A 21,256-nucleotide genomic window follows, 5' to 3' on the forward strand; every position below is an offset into this window, starting at 1 on the left:
TACGTTTATTAATCTATATTAACTTCTATCTACAATCTAATTACTAATTTTAGACAATAATTAAAACTGTAGATTCATCGTGGATACTTCATATATACAAGTCTATTCTCTAAGCGATATAACGCATCGCTATAAGAATGTTCTAACGGACAAAAGATTAGCTATACTAGATATAGGCCCTAAGCACAAGCAGTATTTCGTTATTGATAAACCTTATCAGTTTACCACCTTTGGGTTAATCTTAGTGACAGGGGGTAAATGTGAGATTACGATTAATCTAGAACCTACTATCATTAAAAAGGATGACTTACTAGTAGTGCTACCTAATCAATTCTTTGAGATCAAAAGACTAACAGAAGACTTCTCTGTAAAGACGGTATTCATTGACCCAGACCTATTCTTAGAAGCGGGGTTTCACGTCAAATCTCATAGTTTGGTTTCTTTCTTATCTTCTGAATACCCTAAGATTATCACCTTGACTAGAGAGGTGTTTAGAGAGTTTAAAAACAATATCAAAAGGCTGACACAACTGTCTTATAACACAGATAATATCTATGCTAAACAACTCATCATACACCACTTCTCTATACTGATGTATGAACTAGGCAACTTCTACAGCAAAACTGTATTACAAAAAAGCAATACTAAACTGATGAGAAGAGAAGAGTTGGCAAAAAAATTCATTTACCTTGTTTCAACTCATTTCAAGAAAGAGAGAAGTGTACAGTTCTATGCAGAATCCATGTATATCAGTAGAAAGCACCTTACAAAAATCATAGTAGAGGTATTCCAAAAAACGCCAAAACAGATCATATCTGAAACCATAATCTTAGAGGCTAAGGTACTCCTTAGAAATCCTAAATCATCTATCACAGATATCATTAATGAGTTGAACTTTACAGATTTATCCGTGTTCAGTAAGTTTTTTAAAACGCATGCAGGAGTATCTCCTACTGACTTTAAAAATAATCTATAAAGTTTATTTAGAAGCCTTTGGTATAAAAACGCCTTTTAGACAATTATTGCCGTTTAATTATCTATTATAAAATAAGTAATAATAACGATATTTGATGCATAAAATCTAAAGATAGTAAGAGTTAAGAAGATTTAACTCACTTGAAATAAAGACGCATAACAATATGATAAAAACAACTACTCACAAAACTATATACGCAAATATCACAGCGATCGGTGGGTATGTACCTGAGCAAAAAAGAACGAATGAGGACTTAGCTAAGGTAACAGACACGTCTGATGAATGGATTACAAAAAGAACAGGAATAAAAGAGAGAAGAATACTTGAGAAAGGACTAGCAACTTCTGATATGGCTGTAAGAGCCATAGAAAATCTAATCACTACATATAACAAAAAACGAACAGATATAGACGCTATCATAGTAGCTACGTCTACACCTGATATGCCTATGCCTGCTACAGCCAATATTGTATGCGAAAAGCTAGGTATAGAGAATGTATGGGGATTCGACGTCAATGCTGCCTGTTCGGGATTTTTATATGCATTAGACCTAGGAGCCTCTCTAGTAGAAAGCCAACGTTATAAAAACGTAGTAGTCATCGGGGCAGATAAGATCAGTGCGTACGTCAATATTCATGATCGCTCTACGAATATACTATTTGGTGATGGTGCAGGTGCAGTATGGTTAGAGCCTTCTACAGAGATAGGTGTTATGGATGCACTAATGCAGAGTAATGGCCAAGGAAAAGCATTCTTAAATATAGAGGGTGGTGGTTCATTATATCCTAATACTGATCTAGAAGAGGATGATGACAAAAAATATATCAAACAAGATGGTAAAGTAGTCTTCAAACAGGCTATACAGTCTATGAGTGATGCTTGTCTAAATGTTCTAGAAAGAAACAATCTTACAGTAGAGGATGTCAACTGGCTGGTACCTCATCAGGCAAACAAAAGAATCATCGATGCTGTAGGGAAGCAAATAGAAATACAAGAAGAGAAGACATTAGTCAATATCGCTAACTACGGTAATACTATTGCGGCAACTATCCCATTGTGTATTTGGGAAAATACAGATAAGATTAAAAAAGGAGATTTAGTACTTCTAACAGCATTTGGAGCAGGGTTCTCTTGGGGAGCTAGCTTATTGCGTTGGTCAATATAATCAACTTTGTAAATACATAAAAAGTCCTTCGAATATGGTATTATTCGAAGGACTTTTTTTATATCTCTTATTTCGGTATAAACTCTCTTCTTAATGAAAGTTTGTTCATCTATTTCTTAGATATACTTAGCTGGGTATTCTATCCCTTTCGCATCTAAATAAGCTAAAAGCTCATTGTGCTTATTCTCTATATTAGAGATACATTCACAAGAAATAGGACAAATAGCTGCTGGAGATATTTCTAAAATCTTAGCGATTTCATACAACACCTCATTCTTTAGCTTTGTTTTTCCACTCTCTATATCAGAATATGCTTTTTGCGAAATTCCTAATCTTTCAGCGACATACTCTTGTGAATAGCCTGAATTCTTTCTTATACTCTTGATTCTATCAATATCCATAGCATTACTTTTAAAGACTGACTTCCCGTAAAACACTAATTTTACACTAATCTATGTAACAAAAGTACCACTTTTCTGCATATAAAGTAAAACATATCAAAAATATACTTAATTTTGTAGAACAAATTTTCATAAACAACAAGCCAGTCTAGCTCAAAATGATTAAAACTTCAATTTGAAATTCATTAATCATATAATCTAGCCTAAGAAAACTGCTTCCCCAAGCAGTTTTCTTTGTTTATAGACCTATCTATTCTACAACTGTACAACTTTTTTTACTTCTACTGAACATTACTGACCTTTGGTGTTCAAAAAATGTTCATTTTCAGAAAAAAGCTGTTCGATAATGAACAGTACCTTAATTCAATAAAAACTCAAACAATTAAATAACAACACCTTACAATAAATTTAATTTATTGGCACACAAATAGAATTATACTTTACAAACAAGTAAACTATAAAACTCAATGAAAGCATTATTTATCTCAACTGCTTTATTCTTAACTGCATTAAGTGTAAATGCACAAAACACATTAAAAGGGTCTGTACAAAATACAGAAAAAGCTCCTGTGGACTTTGCAGAAATATACTTGCTAGATACAAAAGGTAACTTAGTACAATCTGCCTTCACAAACGAGCAAGGGACTTTCGAGATACACGATATAGAAAATAATACATACGCGTTCCAGATACACAGTTTCGGAGTAAAAGCCTATGACAAAAATATAGAGGTAAACCAGTCTTTAGACTTAGGAACTATCACGATACAACAAGATACTAAACTAGACGAGATCGTAGTAGAGTCGACTAAGAAGGTATTCGAGCGCAAAGTAGACCGCACTGTATTTAATATCGAGAACTCTGTACACGCTACGAATAACGATGCTGTAGATTTATTAAAACTAACTCCTAGTCTTAAAGTAGATAACGAGAATATCTCTATCGTAGGTAAAAGTAATGTACGTGTAATGATCAACGATAAACTAGTACAGCTAACTGGTGAACAATTACTACAATACCTAAAAAGTATCCCTTCTGACAATATCAAAAAAATAGAAGTAATCACTACACCTCCTGCTAAATATGATGCTGAAGGAAATAGTGGATTAATCAACATCGTCTTAAAAGAAGCTCTTCCTGATGCGTGGAATAACCAAATCAGTGCAGGTTATAAACAATCGACTAAGAACTTATTCAGAATTAGTGATGTGTTTAGTTATAATAAAGATAAAGTATCGCTAAAAGCAGGAATTACTGGTAGTAAGGGAGGTTACAATGTAGTAGAGAACTCAACAGTATACTATCCAACTGAAACTTGGAATGGAAAAAGTACGCGTTACAACAATAATGACTACTTATCGGGTAACTTCCAGATAGATTATCAAATCACTGATAAAACATCTATAGGAGCTCAATACAATGGAGGAACAGGAGATCCAAAGTTTGATGATGGTGGTCTTATCACTGTTAATAACCTTGTTAATAACCCTGTTAAATATGTCAAAACAAACGCTAAAAATGACGGAGTTAATAACACTCACTCTGCTAATATAAACTTACTACATAAGATTGATACTCTAGGAACTAAGTATTCAATAGACGTTGATTACTTCAACTATGTGAACAACAAAGAGAGACTTTTCAACACAAATACAACAACTGTTGATAACTCTGTTAACAATATGTTCATAGCAAACTCTACGGGTAATCAAAAAATAGAAAACTTCAGTGCTAAGATAGACTTTGAACAACCCTTAAAATGGGCTAAGTTATCTTATGGAGCTAAGGCAAGTTTCGTGGTAACAAATAACAAGACAAACTTCTTTAATCTATCATCTGGTACACCTATAGAAGACTTGAAACAAAAAGACAACTTTGAATACAAAGAAAACACACAAGCTTTATACATTAATGCTAGTAAAGAGTTTAATGATAAATGGACTGCTCAAGTAGGATTAAGATTGGAAACAACGCAGACTACTGGAACATCTGTGGTATATGATATCAAGAATAAAAAGAATTATGCGAAACTATTTCCTACTGTATATATAGCTTATAAAGTAAATGACGATAATACACTATCGATCAACTATAACAGACGTATCTCTAGACCTGCATTTTGGGAGTTGAATCCTTTTAAATGGTACATCACTGAATATAGTGTAGCTGAAGGAAACCCTAAACTACAACCAGCCTTTACGGATAAAGTAGAATTTAATTATAACTATAAAGGTAAACTAGACTTTAGTATGTCTTATTCGAATACGAAAGACGAATACTCTCAGTATCCAATAGTAGATATAGCAACTAATAAAACACTTTATCTACGAGATAATATATTAGATTATACAAGATATAACGCTGGAATGAGTTATACATTTAATACGTTCCCTTGGTTACAATCTCAAAATGGTTTCTATGCATTCTATGCTGAATCTAAACTTAGTAAAGATGTAAAATTAGACATAAACAATGGAGGTGGTTATTACTTCACATCGAATAATACAGCTTATCTAAACTCATCTAAGACATGGACTGCTCAAGTAGACTTCTGGTACCAACCAAGTTTAAAAGTAGGTATCTGGGAAGTAACTGAGGTCTATGCATTAAACTTAGGAATGAAATACGCCATGCTTGACAAAAAGTTAAACCTATCAATCTATGCTAATGACATCTTTAAAACTGGTTCGCAGACAGCTTCTACCAATACAAACAATGTAAATCAAAAATACTATAACTACTACGACCAACGTTATTTCAATTTAGGTGTAAGTTACTCATTTGGAAATAGTAAGATTAAAGTAAGAGAACACCAAGGTGGTAACGCTGAAGAAAGAAACAGAAAATAATATAATACAACCTACTACAACTAACTAACGATGAAAAACTTATTCACATTACTTTTAACTATTCTATGTAGTCAATTCATACTAGCACAGTCTTCTATCAAGGGGACTGTGGTAGACCAATCTGACAAACCTGTGGATTATGCAGAGATACAATTATTTCGACCTAATGATACTTTTGTAAAACAGAGTTTCTCTGACGAAACAGGTCTATTCAGTATGGAGGATATTGCCAAGGGAGATTATGTACTTAAGATATTCCACTTAGGTCAATTAGTAAGTGAACAACAACTAGCAGTTCAGAGTGATGTCGATCTAAAAAATATCTCCGTAAAAAATGAGCAACAACTAGATGAGATCGTTCTGCATGCTGAAAAAAGATTAGTAGAACGAAAAGTAGATAGACTGGTGTACAATACAGCTAATAGCATCGCTTCTCAAGGAATGGACGCCTTAGAAGCACTAGCCACTACGCCAATGGTCAAAGTACAAAACGACAAAATCAGTATCAGTGGTAAAAACAATGTACGTATCATGGTAGATGATAGAATGCTAGAACTACAAGGGGATGCACTAACAAACTACCTGCGTACACTGCGCTCTGATGATATCGAAAAAATAGAAGTAATAACAACTCCTTCTGCTAAATATGAAGCAAGTGGTAATGCAGGTATCATCAATATCATCTTAAAAAAGAATAAACGCATGGGAGTATATGGAACAGTGAGTTCTAACTATTCATATAACAACTATAATTCTGGTGGTGGTAATGGTAGCTTAAATTATCAAAACAAGAAGTGGAGCGTAATGCTTAAAGGTAATATCAATAATAGCAACAATTCTAACACCAATGACAACACTTATCAAGATGATAAGAGGTACTTAGGCAACAACTCTTTAAATGAGTCTTCTTATAAAAATAGAGGAGCAAGTATCACTACGAACTATCAGCTGACAGACAATGCTGTTATAGGTGGTTCATACAATTATACTAAATTCTCTGGTGACCCTAGAGCATTTACAACTTCTACTTATAAAAGTTATCCTTTTACAGCAACTGATTCTATTATTAATTCAGTAAACCGATCTTATACTAAAAATAACTATCATACAGCTAATCTATTCTTTGATCAGAAACTAGATACATTAGGGAGTAAAATAGCGATAGGTGCTAATTATTTCTCTAATTCACCAGACCAATCATTTGATATCAAAGAATTTGATAATAGCTCTGTACTTAGAAGATATAATACCTATACTAATACGCTTAAGTATAGTGTATATAGTCTAAATGCGGATTTAACTTATCACTTGCCTTGGGCAGAAGTAGAGTTTGGAGCAAAGTATACTACTTATGACAATAAAGCTCAAGTAACTTATTTTAATATCAAGAATGGCAATGCTACATTAGATCCTCTAAAGAGTAATCGATTTAACTACACTGAAGATAACTATGCTGCATACCTAAGCTTCACTAAACAGCTAACAGAGAAGTGGAGTGTAAAAGGTGGAATGCGCTATGAACAAACAGAGGCAAAAGGTCATCAACTAGATAATAACGAGAAGTTCACGAAGTCTTATGGTAAGTGGTTCCCTACAGCGTATGTATCATTCACGCCTAATGAGACACACTCATTTAGTTTTAACTACTCTAAGCGTATTAATAGACCATACTCTAATGTCTTAAATCCGTTTAAGTATTATTCTAATAGCTATACATATCATCAAGGTAATCCAGAACTTAATCCTTCTTATACAAACAACTACGAACTAAGTTATGTATATAATGGGGCATTATCTGTGAATCTTAATTACTATCATATGACTGATCAGTTTGATTATATGAATAAGTACGTAGATGGTGTATTCATGAGTTCGACATACAATATGCTCAACAGTGATAACTATGGTGTAGATATCTCTTATAACAATGCGATAACAGCCTGGTGGGAAACAAATTCAGGATTAGAATACATAATGTCATCTCCATACTACAGAAATGAAGCAGCAACACAAGTAGGACTAAAAGGAAACTTATTTGATTACTATTCACAAAACACATTCTCTGTGAATAATGCAAAGACTTTAAAACTATTACTTAACTGGTATCACCAAATACCACATAAGGAAGACAACACTAGATACAGCTCATATAGCTCACTCTCATTTGGGGCTAAACTAGCTTTACTAGACAAAAAACTGAATATTAATATGACCATGCAAGACATCTTCAATACTGGTAAGAGCAATGGTACTTCTTATTACAAAGATAATGTACAGTCTTTCAAGAACTCTTGGAACTCTCGTAGATTCAGTATAAGTGCATCCTATACATTCGGTAACTCTAAGAACAAGAAAGCAATACAAGAAGCAAATTTCGAAGATAAAAACAGAAGTAATTAAATGAATTGAGTTAGTTAGAACAATTATTACTTAGAGGGGCTGTTTCATTATAGAATGAGACAGCCCCTTGTCTTACATAAAATCTCAAAAATAAATCAGTTATAGTTCAGCATTTCTACCTACTATCTCATTATTCGTTTTAAGTTGTTTTAGGTTATCTAATGTAATAAAGGCTATCTGAGTCAGTGCTTCATCTGTAAAGAAAGCCTGATGAGCAGTTACTAATACATTTGGGAACGAAGTCAATAATTGTAAACGTTCGTCCTCTAATATTGTACCTGATAAGTCTCTAAAAAACACCTTCTCTTCTTGCTCGTATACATCTATTCCCAAAGCTCCTATTTTCTTTGCTCTTAACCCTTGTATAATAGCGTGCGTATCGATCAGTTTACCTCTACTCGTATTAATCAGCATTACTCCATCTTTCATTTTACTAATCGTATCTTCATTAATCAGATGCATCGTATCTGGTGTAAGTGGACAGTGTAGCGAAATAATATCAGACTTCGTAAATAGTTCTTCCAACTCTACATAACGAATCCCTTCAGCTTCTAATTGTTCATTTTTATAGATATCATAAGCTAGCACTTCAGTACCTAAAGCTTTCATCATGCGACAAAAAACCGCGCCTATATTACCCGTACCTATAATTCCGACTGTCTTTTTATAGATATTCGTTCCTAACAATCCATTTAAAGAGAAGTTCTGTTCTCTAACGCGATTATACGCCTTGTGAATCTTTCTATTAATAGTAAATAGCATAGCTAGTGTATGCTCTGCTACTGCTTCTGGTGAATATGCAGGTACACGACAAACTCGTATATTATGTTGATGAGCAGCGTCCAAGTCTACGTTATTAAACCCTGCGCAACGAAGAGCAATATACTTAACATTCTTTTTAGCTAGATTACTAATCACCTCAGCGTCTACTTTATCATTTACGAATACACATACTACATCAGTACCTTCTGTAATCACATTCACTGTTTGTTCATCCAAACCCGTTTCAAAGTATTCTAATTCAAAGCCAAATTGTTTATTCTCCTTATCAAAGAATGTCACATCATAAGGTTGCGTAGAAAAAAAAGCAATCTTCATATCTTACTATTTTTAATATTATTATTTCTGTCTCTATGAGACAAGGTATTTTCCTTGTTTCACTTATTAAAGTTACTGATAAAAAACCATTAAACCACGTAATGCGACTTCTTTTACCCAATAAACGTAGGGTTAAAAGCAATCCTTTTAATAACAATTTTATATATCTTCATTTATCTTCAAAATCTTATGAGGTAAACTAAGAAAAAAAGGACACTACAAAAACATAAAACTAAACAAATCAACTCATTACAAAAACAACTATTTATTCTAGTCTATAAATCCTCCTAACCCACTCCAATTAATAATATTTTCCCCTAAATACGTAGCACTTACAATAATTTTTCATTATTTTGTGAACTTTCTTGAACGTAAATAAACAAGCCTTTTTCACGAATAAAATGATTGCAAAAATTCAACTTAAATTAAATAATGACGTATTGCTTACAGTCATCAAAATGGTTAAGCATACAGATGACTATATTGTAGAGAATGTCACAGACGCATTACTAATAAGCATCAAAGAAGATTTAATCAATAAGTTAGAAGATAAAGCAAAGACCATACAGAAACAAGTTTCTATTCTTGATCATAATAAAAAGCATTCATTAGTATTGAAATACCATGAAGCGTATTCTATGTATAAGCTTTTAGAGGCTGTTCACGAAAAAGAATTATTCAATGATAACTTACATATCAAAAAGATAAAAAGACTTATCTCAGAGCTACATAATAAACTAGACATCTTCGCTAAAGAAGAAGATATCACTATCATAGATGAAGACTTAGTAGAAGATAACCCAATAGAGGTTACAGAGACTAAGCCTGAGAGAATCTTAGTATTAGAAGGTGTAGAAGACGCTCATACAGTAGATCCTAATCAAGTAGAGATCCCTATTCTATTTGATATGACAGATGCCTTTAGTGATCATGAAGAAGAAATAAATATGCCTAACGAGGAATTATCTCATGAGGTAATATCTACTATGCCTAATACCTTAGAAGAGTTATTCACGCCTTCTGTAGAGGAAGAAATAATCCCTGATAACGAACTCCCTTTAGATCATAATTCTTATCTAGAGAAAGAAATGGATGTGACAGAAGAAACAATAGGTTCTACAGAGGAATCTAATACAACATCTGAAACATTCCCTACTCAAGAAACGATCTACAGTACAGAGGAAGACTTATTCATGACGAGTATACCAGAAAGTCAACCTAAGTTAGATTGGGAGAGAATTACTACAGAAGACCCTTCACCATCTTCAGAGAAAAAGAATACAGCAGAACAAGTAACCTTCAGTGATCCTAAATACAACGAGTTATTTAATATTGCTAAAACTGGTATAAATGTAGATGAACAAGATCTTATCAATCACGAACCTATCATCTCGTCACAGCCAGAACAAGAAATGAATACCCTGCTTACTGAAGAAGAGGACATTCCATATAGTCAAGATGTTATGCAAATAGAAATATTTGATGTAGAAATGATTGAGGTTGAACCTAGTGAACGAAAAGAAAAGAAAGAGAAGAAAAAAGAAAAGAAAATAGTCAAAGCTGAACAAGACGGACAGATTAGCCTATTCTAACGATACAGCCACTCCCAAAAAGAGTGGCTTTTTTTTGTATAAAAAAAGCAAGACCTCATATTCTGAAGTCTTGCTGTAAATATCTAAAGTCAATAAGCACGTTTAGTTTAATGCTTTATCTACTTCTTGTATAAAATTAGTATTGTGATTGCGTTGATCAAATCTGTTGGCATAATCATAAGCCGTATCTTTAAAGTAAGTATACAAATCAGATAGCTTATACACACCTGACTCTTGATAGTAAGGTAATAGTGGAGATAAACTTAATGTCACTTCTCCTTCCCCTTTCATCAACGGAGCCATTGCCTTAGCAAAATTATAGATATGTATATCTTCTGCTCCTAACTGCCACTCACAGATACGAGAGAAGAAGCTCCACATCTCAGGGTGCTTTGTCTTTGCCATATACGACACTAACTCTCCCATAGAGTATCCTACAGAACTATCGTATTGATCATGTGCGTGATATTCTTCTAATGCTTTATCGAAGTAGATAGAAGCTCTATCATCACCCGCATCGTACAACTTATTAGCGAAACTACAGAAAGTCTGGAATGGCATTGAATAACACGTCAACTTCTTATTGATCAAGTCTTGCGCCTTTACTAATGACTCATCTATATGACCTAAGTCTAATAAAGTCTCTACTTTAGTATCTAATTCACACGCTGGACAGTTAGCCATATCGTCTAAGATTTCTTCATCTGCCAAACGAATATACTCTTGTGCTAACTTATAATCTCTTAGATGCAATGCATATCCAGTCATTACATTATAATATGCTCTATCACTATATCCGTTCTTTGTAAGACGTCTTCTTAAGTCATCTCCTATTTCTTTAATTTGCTCTAAAGAAATAGAAGCATTGCGGTAAGCAGAACAGAACATCCACTTATACTCCCATAAGAACTCTGACTCGTCAAAATAATCTTCGTTAGAATCACTTGCATTAAGTATCCAGGCAAAAGCAGGAAAACTCTCCTCACACTTAGAGGTATTTCTCTCTTTTTGAATTAAAGTCAATCTTAAATCAAACCCCCAGTCTAAATCATTGTGCTTATCTGCAAGGGCAATAGCCTCTTTTAATGCCTTTACTTTATCACTAAAACTAGGTAACTCTTCTACCTTTAATAAGATCTTCTGTATTTCTAAATTATAATTCATAATTATACTTTTATTCCATTCATCATTTTTAACTCTTTGTACTCCTTAGAACAAAAATCTGAGCCATTGCGCGAGTCAAACTGTAGTCCTAATCTAGTCGCTATATTGTCATAATACTCGTATAACTGTGTCAAATCATACTTGCCGTTAGGCTCATAATATGACAACCTTGGGGAAAGGTCTAACGCTATCACGCCTCCTTGAGCACATATTAAAGCTGCATGTCTACTCAACATAAACTGCAAGTCATCTTCTGCATCTATCTCCCAATCAGCAATACGCTCAAAAGTAGACCACATTACACTATCTTTTAGTAAATACATAGCATACATCAGACGTGTCATACTGTATAGCATAGAACTGTTTACTTCCCTTAATGTTTCAAAAGAAGCCTTTGCTTTTTCTAAATAAATAGACGCTCTTACATCCTCAACCTTCGCCATACAATAAGCCATCGCACAATAGGTCTCAAAAGGCAAAGCAAAATCACTTAACTTCTTTAACTCCACCTGCTCCATTAGCACAATAGCCTCATCAAACCTTCCCATTAAAACCAAATTCTCTATACGATAATCATACTCCATTATCTCTATATTCTCATCGTCATAAGGTTCTTGCATCGCTAGTTTAATGTATTCTTCGCCTTTCGCATAATCACCTATATTCTGCACATACTCCGCCATAGTGAAGTAATATCCTCTTTTGCTGATATGGTTGCGCTCTAATCTTGTATACAGATCATCCGCTACTGCTAGAATCTGCTCTGTAGACAGTGAAGCATTACTATATGCAGAGCACAGCATCCACTCATATTCTAACAAGAACTCTGACTCGTGAAAACGCTCAGGGTATCGATCACAGACATCTAGAATCCATGCAAAAGCCAATACACTTTCTGTACATCCAGAAGTAGCGCGTTCTTCGTGTATTAAGCTATAACGCAACTCTACGCCCCAGTCTAAATCATTGTGCTTATCTGCAATCTGAATACCTTGACGAATGAAACTTAAACACAGTTCTTGATCATCAAGATTCTCATCAATAGCCAATAACAGCTTTTGTATTTCTAACCGATACATACTTAAAATTTAGGTAAGAAATTAGACATTCCTAAGATCATAAACTGATATAGAGCATCGTTGAAGGTATCCATTTCTCTTTTATTAATAGTATACCCTCCTAGCATAAGAGCTTGTACATAAAGCACATTAATTAGAGCTTCAAACAACTCATCATCATCGATAAGCATTACTTTCTCTACCAACTCACTTTGTTGATTAAAACACAGTGTCGGCATTACTTCCTCTTTCTTTTTAAAATGCTGTAACGTACTTGCAAAAGGATTAGACGTTTGAGACAGACTCTGAATGTTTTTAGAAGTCAGAGCATCCTCATTAGCGATATATATTGCTGTCGTATCTTTTGGTTCAAATCTCTTCACCTCTGCTCTACAGAAATGTCTCTTTAATATCTTATTCGCTTTATCTATAAAGTTCTCTATACGTTGACTATCTTCTATTGCATCTTCGAATTCTTCTAGAATATCATTAGGTGCGATACGTTCTAACTTTAACTCTGCATGAGAGCGTTTAAGCTTTTCTATTAGATCCGTTTCATAGCTATACGCTGCATTAATCACTAACTTATTCTGAGAACCTGCTATACGACGTATTTGTCTATAATCATCTAGAGATGGAGTATAGTATATATTCTTATACGTCTCTTTAATCTCTCCGAAAGCCATCATTCCCTGATTTGTCTCAAAAGGAAGGTAATCTTCGAACATAGTCATAATCTCGTTATCAGATGCCGCCAATGCCTTAATAAACATATGGTGAATACTAATAATCTTCTCTAGAATCTCAGGGTTAGTAATAGAAAGTGTCTTTAAGTAATCTTTAAAACACTCACTTAACTCCTTTTTAGACTCTTGTAAGACCGCATTATTCATTAATGACTCTCTAGAAGCCGTAGGTTGTAACGCATTCGAATTAAAAATACAACGCACAAAAGAAGTCCACTCAGGCAACAGATTAGTAGCCTGATCGCATAGATACATCTTTTTCAGAAATATTTTATGTTCTTTAGTAGCTGTAGTATTCACCTTATTCGGGATAATATAAGCTACTCCTTGTATCTCACCTGCTTCAGAATATAGTCTAAACACGTCTAAGAACTTCGTCTTAAACACTTCCTTACCATAGTCTAATAACTGTTCTTTTGAACTTTCATTATCTAACCAAACAGGATTACCATCTAAGCATTGTTCTACCTCTCCTTTTTCGATTAGGTTCACTTCTATAGGTAATGCACTACCATAAAACAGCACATTCTGTTTCACCTCATCACGCTTAAACAGACTACGCCAAGCTTTCTTTGCATCTAAGATTACCTTAGTACCCACTTCATCTAATAGAGGGATCATTTCTACTTCATACGTACCATCAGCTTTACCCGTCCATCTTACAGACTCGTCTTTATATAGCGAACGCGATTCTACAACAATAGCCTCACTCACTACTAAACATGACAACAACCCAATACCAAACTTACCGATTAAGTCTTTATCAGCTAGTTCTCCACGTTTAGAGCTTTGCCCAATAACAGATAAGAACTGATGCACATCATCATGTGTAAGCCCTACTCCATTATCTTGAAAGATTAAACGATCTCCTTCAAAGGTGATATTGATCTTTCCCTTAAAGCTTTCATCGATGCCTTTTCGGACCGTCACCGCATCCATACCATTCTGTAGAAGTTCTCTGACGAATACTGTTGGAGAGCTATATATATGCTCTGACAACAGCTCTATCATTCCCTTCATATTCACTTGAAACTGAAATTGTTTCTGATTTTCCATTATCTTCTTCTTTTACGAGGACCTCCTACTATCTTCTGTGCATCTTCATTGCCATTCTCTGCAGCTTGTTGATACCATTCCATAGCAGAATCATCACTCTGAGGAACACCCTCTCCTTTTAAATAACAGTTAGCTAACTCGTACTGTGCCATATCAAAACCTGCTTCAGCAGCCTGAATCAAATAACTCACACCATATTCAGGATCTTTCTCTGCACCATCCCCTTTCACTAACATTAGCCCTACATAACTAGCAGCATCCATATTACCTCTATCAGCTACTTGCTTTAAGTAATGGAATGCTTCTACTAGATCTCTCTCAGTACCATTGCCATAGAAGTAACATAATCCCAGACGGAATATAGCAGAATCATACTGTCTATCAGCAGCCAATTTATAATAGTGGAATGCCTTAACCTCATCTACCTCTACTCCTAATCCAAATTGGTAACAAATACCAAGTCCTTCAGAGATATAGTTTCTCTCTTCTGCTGCGATATAGTATTCAAAGGCTTTGTCATACTCCTTCTCTTCACCATACCCATATAGATAATAATCCCCTAATGACAACATCCCTAGAGGAGAACCACTCTCTACTGATTTTTCAAACCATTCTTTACCTAGTTCTACATTTGTTTCTGCTAGATATCCATAAGAGTAATAAACTCCTACTTTATACTGTGCATAGTTAAACCCTGCCTCTGCACCAACTATCATGTATTCAAAAGCCTTTTCATAATCAGGCTCTCCACCGTTAATACCTTCTTCATAGAACAGAGCGATATCAACATTAGCGTCTACAAAACCTAACTCTAGTGCTTTAGAAAATAACTCAAATGATTTCTCTTGGTTCTCTTCACCTCCTGTACCATATCTATAACAGCGAGCTAAGTGATACACACCCTCAGCCATATCTTGTTCTGCAGCTAACTCAAAGTGAGCTCTTGCTTTAGCATAATCAGGTTCTCCTATACTACCTTCTTCATAGATAAACCCAAGACGAATAGCCGCATAAGTATACCCTTCATTCAGCGCATCCTCATATAAGCGAGCTGCCTCAGCAACATCCTGCTCTATACCTTCTCCTCTCTCTAATAGCATTGCTAGTTCTACCTTACAGTAATTAGAGTTAAAGTATTCTATCCCTCTTTGGTAGTAGCTAACTGCTTTCTCTAGATTAGGTTCTCCAGCATACCCAAAACGGTGATAACGACCCGCTAATTCTAATCCTGATAAGTTATTTCGCTCAGCTGCTAACTCGAATAGATATAACGCCTTTTCATAATCTGCCTCTTCTTCAAAATCAGCATTCTGATACGCTAGTCCTAATCGATAAGGAGCATAATCATTACCTGCTGCCATAGCTTGCTCTAACATTGCTTTTCCTCCTTCTACATCGCGCTCTACCTCTTCGAAGTCTAATAAAACAAAACCTTTTTCAGACATTGCTCTATCGTATTTATACTCAACTCCTCTATCTAAGAACTCCATCCCTTTAGCAATATCTTTAAAATCTTCATTATACAAGTAGATAATAGCTAGCTCTAGTGTAGCCTCACTAGAATAGTAAGCAATAGCTTTCTTGAACATTTCAATACCCGCTTCTTGCTTAGCTTCTAGTCCTTCTGTTCTAGGATAGAAGTAAGAATACCCTAGTACATATCCTGCATGTGTGATACCATAGTCATAAGCATCTGCTAGTAACTCTCTACCTTGCTCTTCTGTATAACCTAATTCTTCAAAACGACCATTACAAGCCATCATTCCTAACAAGTACTTACAGTAAGCACTATTATTCGCAATACCATCTTTTAAAGCAGCTTCAGCACTAACGTTATCATCTTCTCTTAGATAATAATCAGCTAAGATATAAAGCCCTCTTTTCTTCACATTGATTAGTTCAGAGAACTTCTCTACCACAGCTTTACCTTCTTCTCCTGAAGTACATCCTCTAAACTCAATGTTTAACAAAAACAGATTAGCGATATTTGCTCTCTCTCCATCTACAGCCGTTTTTAGAATTGTTACTGCTCCCTCTTCATCTTTCTCATACCCTTGTGTACCATAATACATAGCATATCCTACATAACATTTACACAAGTCATCTCCTAATTCCACACCTTTCTTTAGATAGCCTACAGCTCTTTCTTCATCTCTAAATCCGTATCTAGAGTTAATGAATAATTCATATTGATATGCATAAGCATGTTTATATCCTCTATCTATAAATATGTCATTCAATGCCTTCACATCTGTAAACCAGTCTGCATAATCCTCATCACTAAGACTCATACTACTATGAAGACAGTTAGAGTCCTCATTCAGCTGATCATACAGCTTCTCCAGCACCTCATTATTCTTACCTATTTGTTCAGCCAGCATACAGATTGCATGCGCTTTATACCACTCATGTGGATTGCTGTAATCATTCTTATTTAAAAACTCTTCAGCATGTGCTGTAATAGACACACTGTCATTTGCAAATTCTCTAACGTAATTTAAATATTCCATAGTAAACTGTTTCATAACTACCTTGTAAACAAGCTGATTTTTTTAGTTCTTTTTCATTTTATAGCAAATGTAGGAAAATGGCAATTAATACATGAAATAGTAAATTCCTAAATCACACACATACCACCCTCAAACAGTTAATTAAAATACTACCAATATTTCAAAAAAACATGCTTTTTACTTAAAAATAACAGAAAAAAAAGAAAAAAAGACTCTTTTAGAAAAACACTCACAAATAGTAGAAGAAGTTAGTTATAAAGTACACATACTGTAATTTAAAAACAGCTTACACTCACCCTATCAAAACATTAGCACCGTAATTAAGTCAATAAATAAGTAAAAAAATCAAATAAAGAATAGGCAAAAACCGTTCGACTAACTTTCGAACTAACAATTTCCTTCTAAAGAGGAAGGCAAATAAATTATAATTTTAAATAACTATTATTTACTCTTGACGAAGAAACAAGAGAGGCTAACAAACCTAGCACAATAATAGATACGAGTACAACGAAGATATTTACCCAGTTAAAAGCAACTGGATAAGCAAGTCCTTCTCGGATAGAAATAAACCCAAAAGCAACTTGTAACGAAACAACAATACCACCTAACACCAATCCTATCACACTCCCTAACACACAGATAATTAATCCTTGGAATAAAAATATCTTGCGCAGGTCGCTCACAGGTACACCTATTTGGTTCAGCGTTTTAATATTAGGCTGTTTTTCAAGAATGATCATAATCATAGACCCTACTAATGTAAACAGAGCCATAATCACCACCAATACGAATATCAGATAAACAACTAGATTCTCCATATTCAACATACGGTACAATCCATCGTTTAGCTGTGTTTTATTTTTTACGATATACTCTTCACCGAGTACCTCCTTAATCTTCTGAATAGCTTTACCTTCAGATACTCCTTCAGCAATAGCCAGCTCTAGATTAGTCACCTCAGTAGTAGGTATATTCAGTAGTGCACGTGCATTATCTATATCGACGAACACATACTTATTATCTAGATCATCATTACCTAGTACATATACTCCTGTAGGATTTAAATGTCTTTTAATAAAAGCATCCTCAGGATTTTCGATAGTTCCTTTACCAGGTTTTAACGCCAATGCTTCAAAGGCATTCTCTGTATCGAACAGTCCCATAGATAATAAGTGAGACATACCCACTCCCACTACTGCATCATCCGTATCAGGTTCTAGCCAACTACCATACTCTACCTTTTCGTCAAAGTCCGTCACATTAACGAAGTCTGAGTCAATCCCTTTAATCATAGAGACTGCCTGCTTATCCTTAAACGAAAACAACAAGCGATCCTCTACTACCTTAGCTACACCCTTAAAATAACCTGACTCTTCTAAATCCAGAATCTGTCTGTCTTCGACTACAAAGCTTTTACCCTTTGGGGTAAAAACTTTTAAATCTGGATCTAAATCATCAACGAAAGAAAGACTATACGCTTTTAACCCACTGAATACCGATAACACGATAAACATAGCCATAGCACTCACCACAATACCTACAGAAGATATTGTCGTAATAACATTAATTGCCTTGCTTTTACTTTTACTAAAGGCATAACGTTTCGCTATGTATAGGGAAAACTTCAATCTATTTTTTCTTTCTCTTTTCTAATAAGTCAGGATTAGCGATAGGGTTTTCATCACCCGTAAGCGCTTTGTCGATTTGATCGATATACTCTAAGCTATCATCCACGTAGAACAGTAAGTCTGGCACCTTTCTCATTTGGTGTTTTACTCGCTGTGCTAATTCGTGTTTAATTAACGGAGCATTAGATTTTATCCCTTTAAGTAGCTCTTCACCTTTATCGATAGGGAAGATACTTAAGTACACTCTCGCTACTGATAAATCACTTGTTATATTCACTTTAGAAACCGAAATAACTAAGTTAGTTATCCCGTTCTTACGCACCTCACCTTGCAAGATATCCACGATATCTTTTTGCAATAAGGCTCCCATCTTCTTTTGTCTATTAGTTTCCATGATGCAAAAATACAATTTTTTGAATAGCAAACTTTTTTATCTTTGTTTATATAACCCAAAACACTAAGAAATGCGAAAAATAGAACACATCGGAATAGCTGTAAAAGACTTAGAAGCGTCTAATGCCTTATTCGAAAAACTATTCGGTGCTCCAGCTTATAAGGAAGAAGCTGTAGAAAGCGAAGGAGTAAAAACTTCTTTCTTTATGAATGGCCCTAATAAAATAGAGCTATTAGAAGCAACTAACCCTGATAGCCCTATCGCCAAATTCTTAGAAAAAAAAGGAGAAGGCATCCATCATATCGCTTTTGATGTAGAAGATATAGAAGCTGAGATGAAAAGATTAGCAGCAGAAGGATTCACATTATTAAACGAAATTCCTAAAAAAGGAGCTGATAATAAATTAGTTGCCTTTTTACACCCAAAAACAACCAATGGGGTGCTTATAGAATTATGTCAAGAAATTAAATAATTTCTTTTAAAACTCTTGCATGAACCAATAAAAAACCATAATATTGCACCCGTTAAACACGTTTTAACTGGTCCTATAACTCAGCTGGTTAGAGTAGCTGACTCATAATCAGCAAGTCCCTGGTTCGAGCCCAGGTGGGACCACCACGAAATTTTACGGTCAAAAGACCGGTCCTATAACTCAGTTGGTTAGAGTAACTGACTCATAATCAGTAAGTCCCTGGTTCGAGCCCAGGTGGGACCACTAAAATTTCAAAGAAGCATCTATTGTAAAATAGGTGCTTTTTTTATGCCCTTTTTTCTCGTTTCACTTCATCAGTACAACATACGTACAACATTTTGTTCTACCCCACAAAGATACTAAAGTTTTCATTTTGTTTCACTTAGCTTCTTTTTTAGTCAAAAATAGTAAAAGAGAGACTTCAAGTGCCATCTCCTCTTTACCATTGAAACGCTTCATTATATTGCATTTAGTTATATTTCAAATCCTAACTTACAACAATGCACTATGAATACCTTAATTGAAACTCCGTTTTTTTTCTTTCATGAGAAGTTAGATAAATTTCACTCAATTACTTTATCTAAGAAATTCACTTACATAATTGCACCATTACTACCAATATCATCATTGATTGTATCGGTAGCGCTTTTACCGTATTTCTATAACTTATCAAAATGGTATATTCTTTTACCTTTGAGTGCATTAATTTACTCAGTACTATTATTAACCGCAGTAATTAATTTTCTCAAAGGGCAAAACATTTTCTTAATCAGCCATTTAAACTTGATATATCGACAATCTTTTAAATCATTTCAAAACTCAACAGAATATCTACTATCACTCCCTGTTGAAAAGATAATTACAATCGATACAGCTCCTATTAAAAAAGAAAAAAAGCAGAATAAGGATAATGTATTTACTTTCAGTACTACACATGATACTATCATTAAAGAAACTTTGTACCAATTAAAGAAAGAAGTTATTAATGATGATACAACCGTTGAGGATTTTAAGAGAGCAATACTATACTGCATTCTTAAACATGTAGGACATATAGAACCCTTTATCAAATTAGAACTTCAATCCCAACATTGTGCAATGTTTTTGGAATCGTTCTTTATTCCTTTTGTACAGTTATTCACTCTACATAAAACCACACTTAAAGAAAGTTCTCGTTACTTTCAATATGCAACAGCAGAAAGTCACTCTGCAATTAACTATGATTCTATAAATAAAAAGGGAAGAAAACTAATCACTAACGCTCATAAAGAAACATATGCTAAGATCTTAGAAAATGTAAAAAGTCAGTTATCTAAAAAAACATTCTAAACCTTAAATTAAATGTCAGTTCACTGACAAACCACCGTTTCAGATAGCATCATTCAAATAGTTTAGCGTCATAATTCAAAAAATATTTATTATGACAACGCTAAAAATTATCCAAGAGCTTAACGAGATTAAGCTAATGATTACTAAAGGTAATCAGTTTCAGAAAGAGATCTTTACTATTAAAGATCTAATGGCCTATACTGGCTTTTCAGACAGTACTATTCACAAATTAACTTCTAAGAATTTAATCCCTCATCACAAACCTACCAATGGCACCTTATTCTTTGATCGCCTTGAAATAATTGAATGGATTAAACAGTACAGAGTCTTTACAGACGAAGAAGTTTTATCGCAATTTTCAAAACAGTTAAAAAGATAAAAGCATTGATAGCCCTACTATCAATGCTTAGATAACTAT

Annotated in this window: 16 protein-coding genes and 2 tRNA genes; 10 read left to right on the forward strand and 8 right to left on the reverse strand. The window is 34.3% G+C overall.

Annotation, left to right across the window (positions count from 1 at the left end; translation table 11 throughout):
• Positions 1–79: 79 nt before the first annotated feature.
• Both MODO_RS00580 and MODO_RS00585 read left to right on the forward strand, forming a co-directional pair.
• On the forward strand, positions 80–976 hold the full coding sequence (locus tag MODO_RS00580) for a helix-turn-helix domain-containing protein (RefSeq protein WP_006257429.1): 897 nt from the start codon (positions 80–82) through the stop codon (positions 974–976).
• Between the two features lie 163 nt (positions 977–1,139).
• A complete protein-coding gene (locus tag MODO_RS00585; protein ID WP_006257430.1) occupies positions 1,140–2,141 on the forward strand; it encodes a beta-ketoacyl-ACP synthase III in 1,002 nt (333 codons plus the stop codon).
• Positions 2,142–2,257: 116 nt separating this feature from the next.
• Here the strand turns inward: MODO_RS00585 and MODO_RS00590 are convergent, their stop codons facing one another.
• Positions 2,258–2,542 (reverse strand): helix-turn-helix domain-containing protein, encoded by a 285-nt coding sequence (locus MODO_RS00590; protein ID WP_006257431.1) that lies wholly within the window; start codon positions 2,540–2,542, stop codon positions 2,258–2,260.
• A 467-nt stretch (positions 2,543–3,009) separates the two neighbouring features.
• Here MODO_RS00590 and MODO_RS00595 point away from each other — a divergent pair, with 467 nt between their 5' ends.
• Together MODO_RS00595 and MODO_RS00600 are read left to right on the forward strand one after the other, a co-directional pair.
• Entirely contained in the window at positions 3,010–5,391 is a 2,382-nt protein-coding gene (locus MODO_RS00595) for a TonB-dependent receptor (RefSeq protein ID WP_006257432.1), read from the forward strand.
• 30 nt (positions 5,392–5,421) lie between these two features.
• Positions 5,422–7,791 (forward strand): TonB-dependent receptor domain-containing protein, encoded by a 2,370-nt coding sequence (locus tag MODO_RS00600; protein WP_006257433.1) that lies wholly within the window; start codon positions 5,422–5,424, stop codon positions 7,789–7,791.
• Between the two features lie 99 nt (positions 7,792–7,890).
• Here the strand turns inward: MODO_RS00600 and MODO_RS00605 are convergent, their stop codons facing one another.
• Positions 7,891–8,889: a 2-hydroxyacid dehydrogenase gene (locus tag MODO_RS00605; protein ID WP_006257434.1), complete on the reverse strand. Its 999-nt coding sequence runs from the start codon at positions 8,887–8,889 to the stop codon at positions 7,891–7,893.
• Positions 8,890–9,290: 401 nt separating this feature from the next.
• Here MODO_RS00605 and MODO_RS00610 point away from each other — a divergent pair, with 401 nt between their 5' ends.
• Positions 9,291–10,481 (forward strand): hypothetical protein, encoded by a 1,191-nt coding sequence (locus MODO_RS00610; protein ID WP_006257435.1) that lies wholly within the window; start codon positions 9,291–9,293, stop codon positions 10,479–10,481.
• 102 nt (positions 10,482–10,583) lie between these two features.
• Here the strand turns inward: MODO_RS00610 and MODO_RS00615 are convergent, their stop codons facing one another.
• The 6 genes from MODO_RS00615 to rbfA form a co-directional block, all read right to left on the reverse strand.
• Positions 10,584–11,645, reverse strand: a complete 1,062-nt coding sequence (locus tag MODO_RS00615) for a hypothetical protein (RefSeq protein ID WP_006257436.1) — start codon at positions 11,643–11,645, stop codon at positions 10,584–10,586.
• Positions 11,646–11,647: 2 nt separating this feature from the next.
• Positions 11,648–12,724 carry a hypothetical protein gene (locus MODO_RS00620; protein WP_006257437.1) on the reverse strand — a complete coding sequence of 359 codons (1,077 nt, stop codon included), beginning with the start codon at positions 12,722–12,724 and terminating at the stop codon, positions 11,648–11,650.
• A gap of 2 nt (positions 12,725–12,726) precedes the next feature.
• Positions 12,727–14,505 carry an HSP90 family protein gene (locus tag MODO_RS00625; protein WP_006257438.1) on the reverse strand — a complete coding sequence of 593 codons (1,779 nt, stop codon included), beginning with the start codon at positions 14,503–14,505 and terminating at the stop codon, positions 12,727–12,729.
• Complete coding sequence (locus tag MODO_RS00630) at positions 14,505–17,030, reverse strand: tetratricopeptide repeat protein (protein ID WP_230456704.1); 2,526 nt, start codon at positions 17,028–17,030, stop codon at positions 14,505–14,507. Before MODO_RS00630 ends, MODO_RS00625 begins: the two co-directional genes overlap by 1 nt.
• 407 nt (positions 17,031–17,437) lie before the next feature.
• Positions 17,438–18,643 (reverse strand): ABC transporter permease, encoded by a 1,206-nt coding sequence (locus MODO_RS00635; RefSeq protein WP_006257440.1) that lies wholly within the window; start codon positions 18,641–18,643, stop codon positions 17,438–17,440.
• Position 18,644: 1 nt separating this feature from the next.
• Complete coding sequence (gene rbfA / locus MODO_RS00640; RefSeq protein WP_006257441.1) at positions 18,645–19,037, reverse strand: 30S ribosome-binding factor RbfA; 393 nt, start codon at positions 19,035–19,037, stop codon at positions 18,645–18,647.
• A 70-nt stretch (positions 19,038–19,107) separates the two neighbouring features.
• Here rbfA and mce point away from each other — a divergent pair, with 70 nt between their 5' ends.
• The 5 genes from mce (at position 19,108) to MODO_RS00665 (ending at position 21,217) form a co-directional block, all read left to right on the forward strand.
• Positions 19,108–19,509 carry a methylmalonyl-CoA epimerase gene (gene mce / locus MODO_RS00645; RefSeq protein WP_006257444.1) on the forward strand — a complete coding sequence of 134 codons (402 nt, stop codon included), beginning with the start codon at positions 19,108–19,110 and terminating at the stop codon, positions 19,507–19,509.
• Between the two features lie 69 nt (positions 19,510–19,578).
• A tRNA-Ile gene (locus MODO_RS00650) sits at positions 19,579–19,655 on the forward strand.
• 23 nt (positions 19,656–19,678) lie between these two features.
• Positions 19,679–19,752, forward strand: a tRNA-Ile gene (locus MODO_RS00655).
• A 264-nt stretch (positions 19,753–20,016) separates the two neighbouring features.
• Positions 20,017–20,838: a hypothetical protein gene (locus MODO_RS00660; protein WP_059050597.1), complete on the forward strand. Its 822-nt coding sequence runs from the start codon at positions 20,017–20,019 to the stop codon at positions 20,836–20,838.
• Between the two features lie 91 nt (positions 20,839–20,929).
• Positions 20,930–21,217, forward strand: a complete 288-nt coding sequence (locus MODO_RS00665; protein WP_016650142.1) for a helix-turn-helix transcriptional regulator — start codon at positions 20,930–20,932, stop codon at positions 21,215–21,217.
• Positions 21,218–21,256: the final 39 nt, after the last annotated feature.

The sequence above is a fragment of the Myroides odoratimimus genome, from assembly GCF_001485415.1.
Taxonomy (GTDB): Bacteria; Bacteroidota; Bacteroidia; order Flavobacteriales; family Flavobacteriaceae; genus Flavobacterium; species Flavobacterium odoratimimum.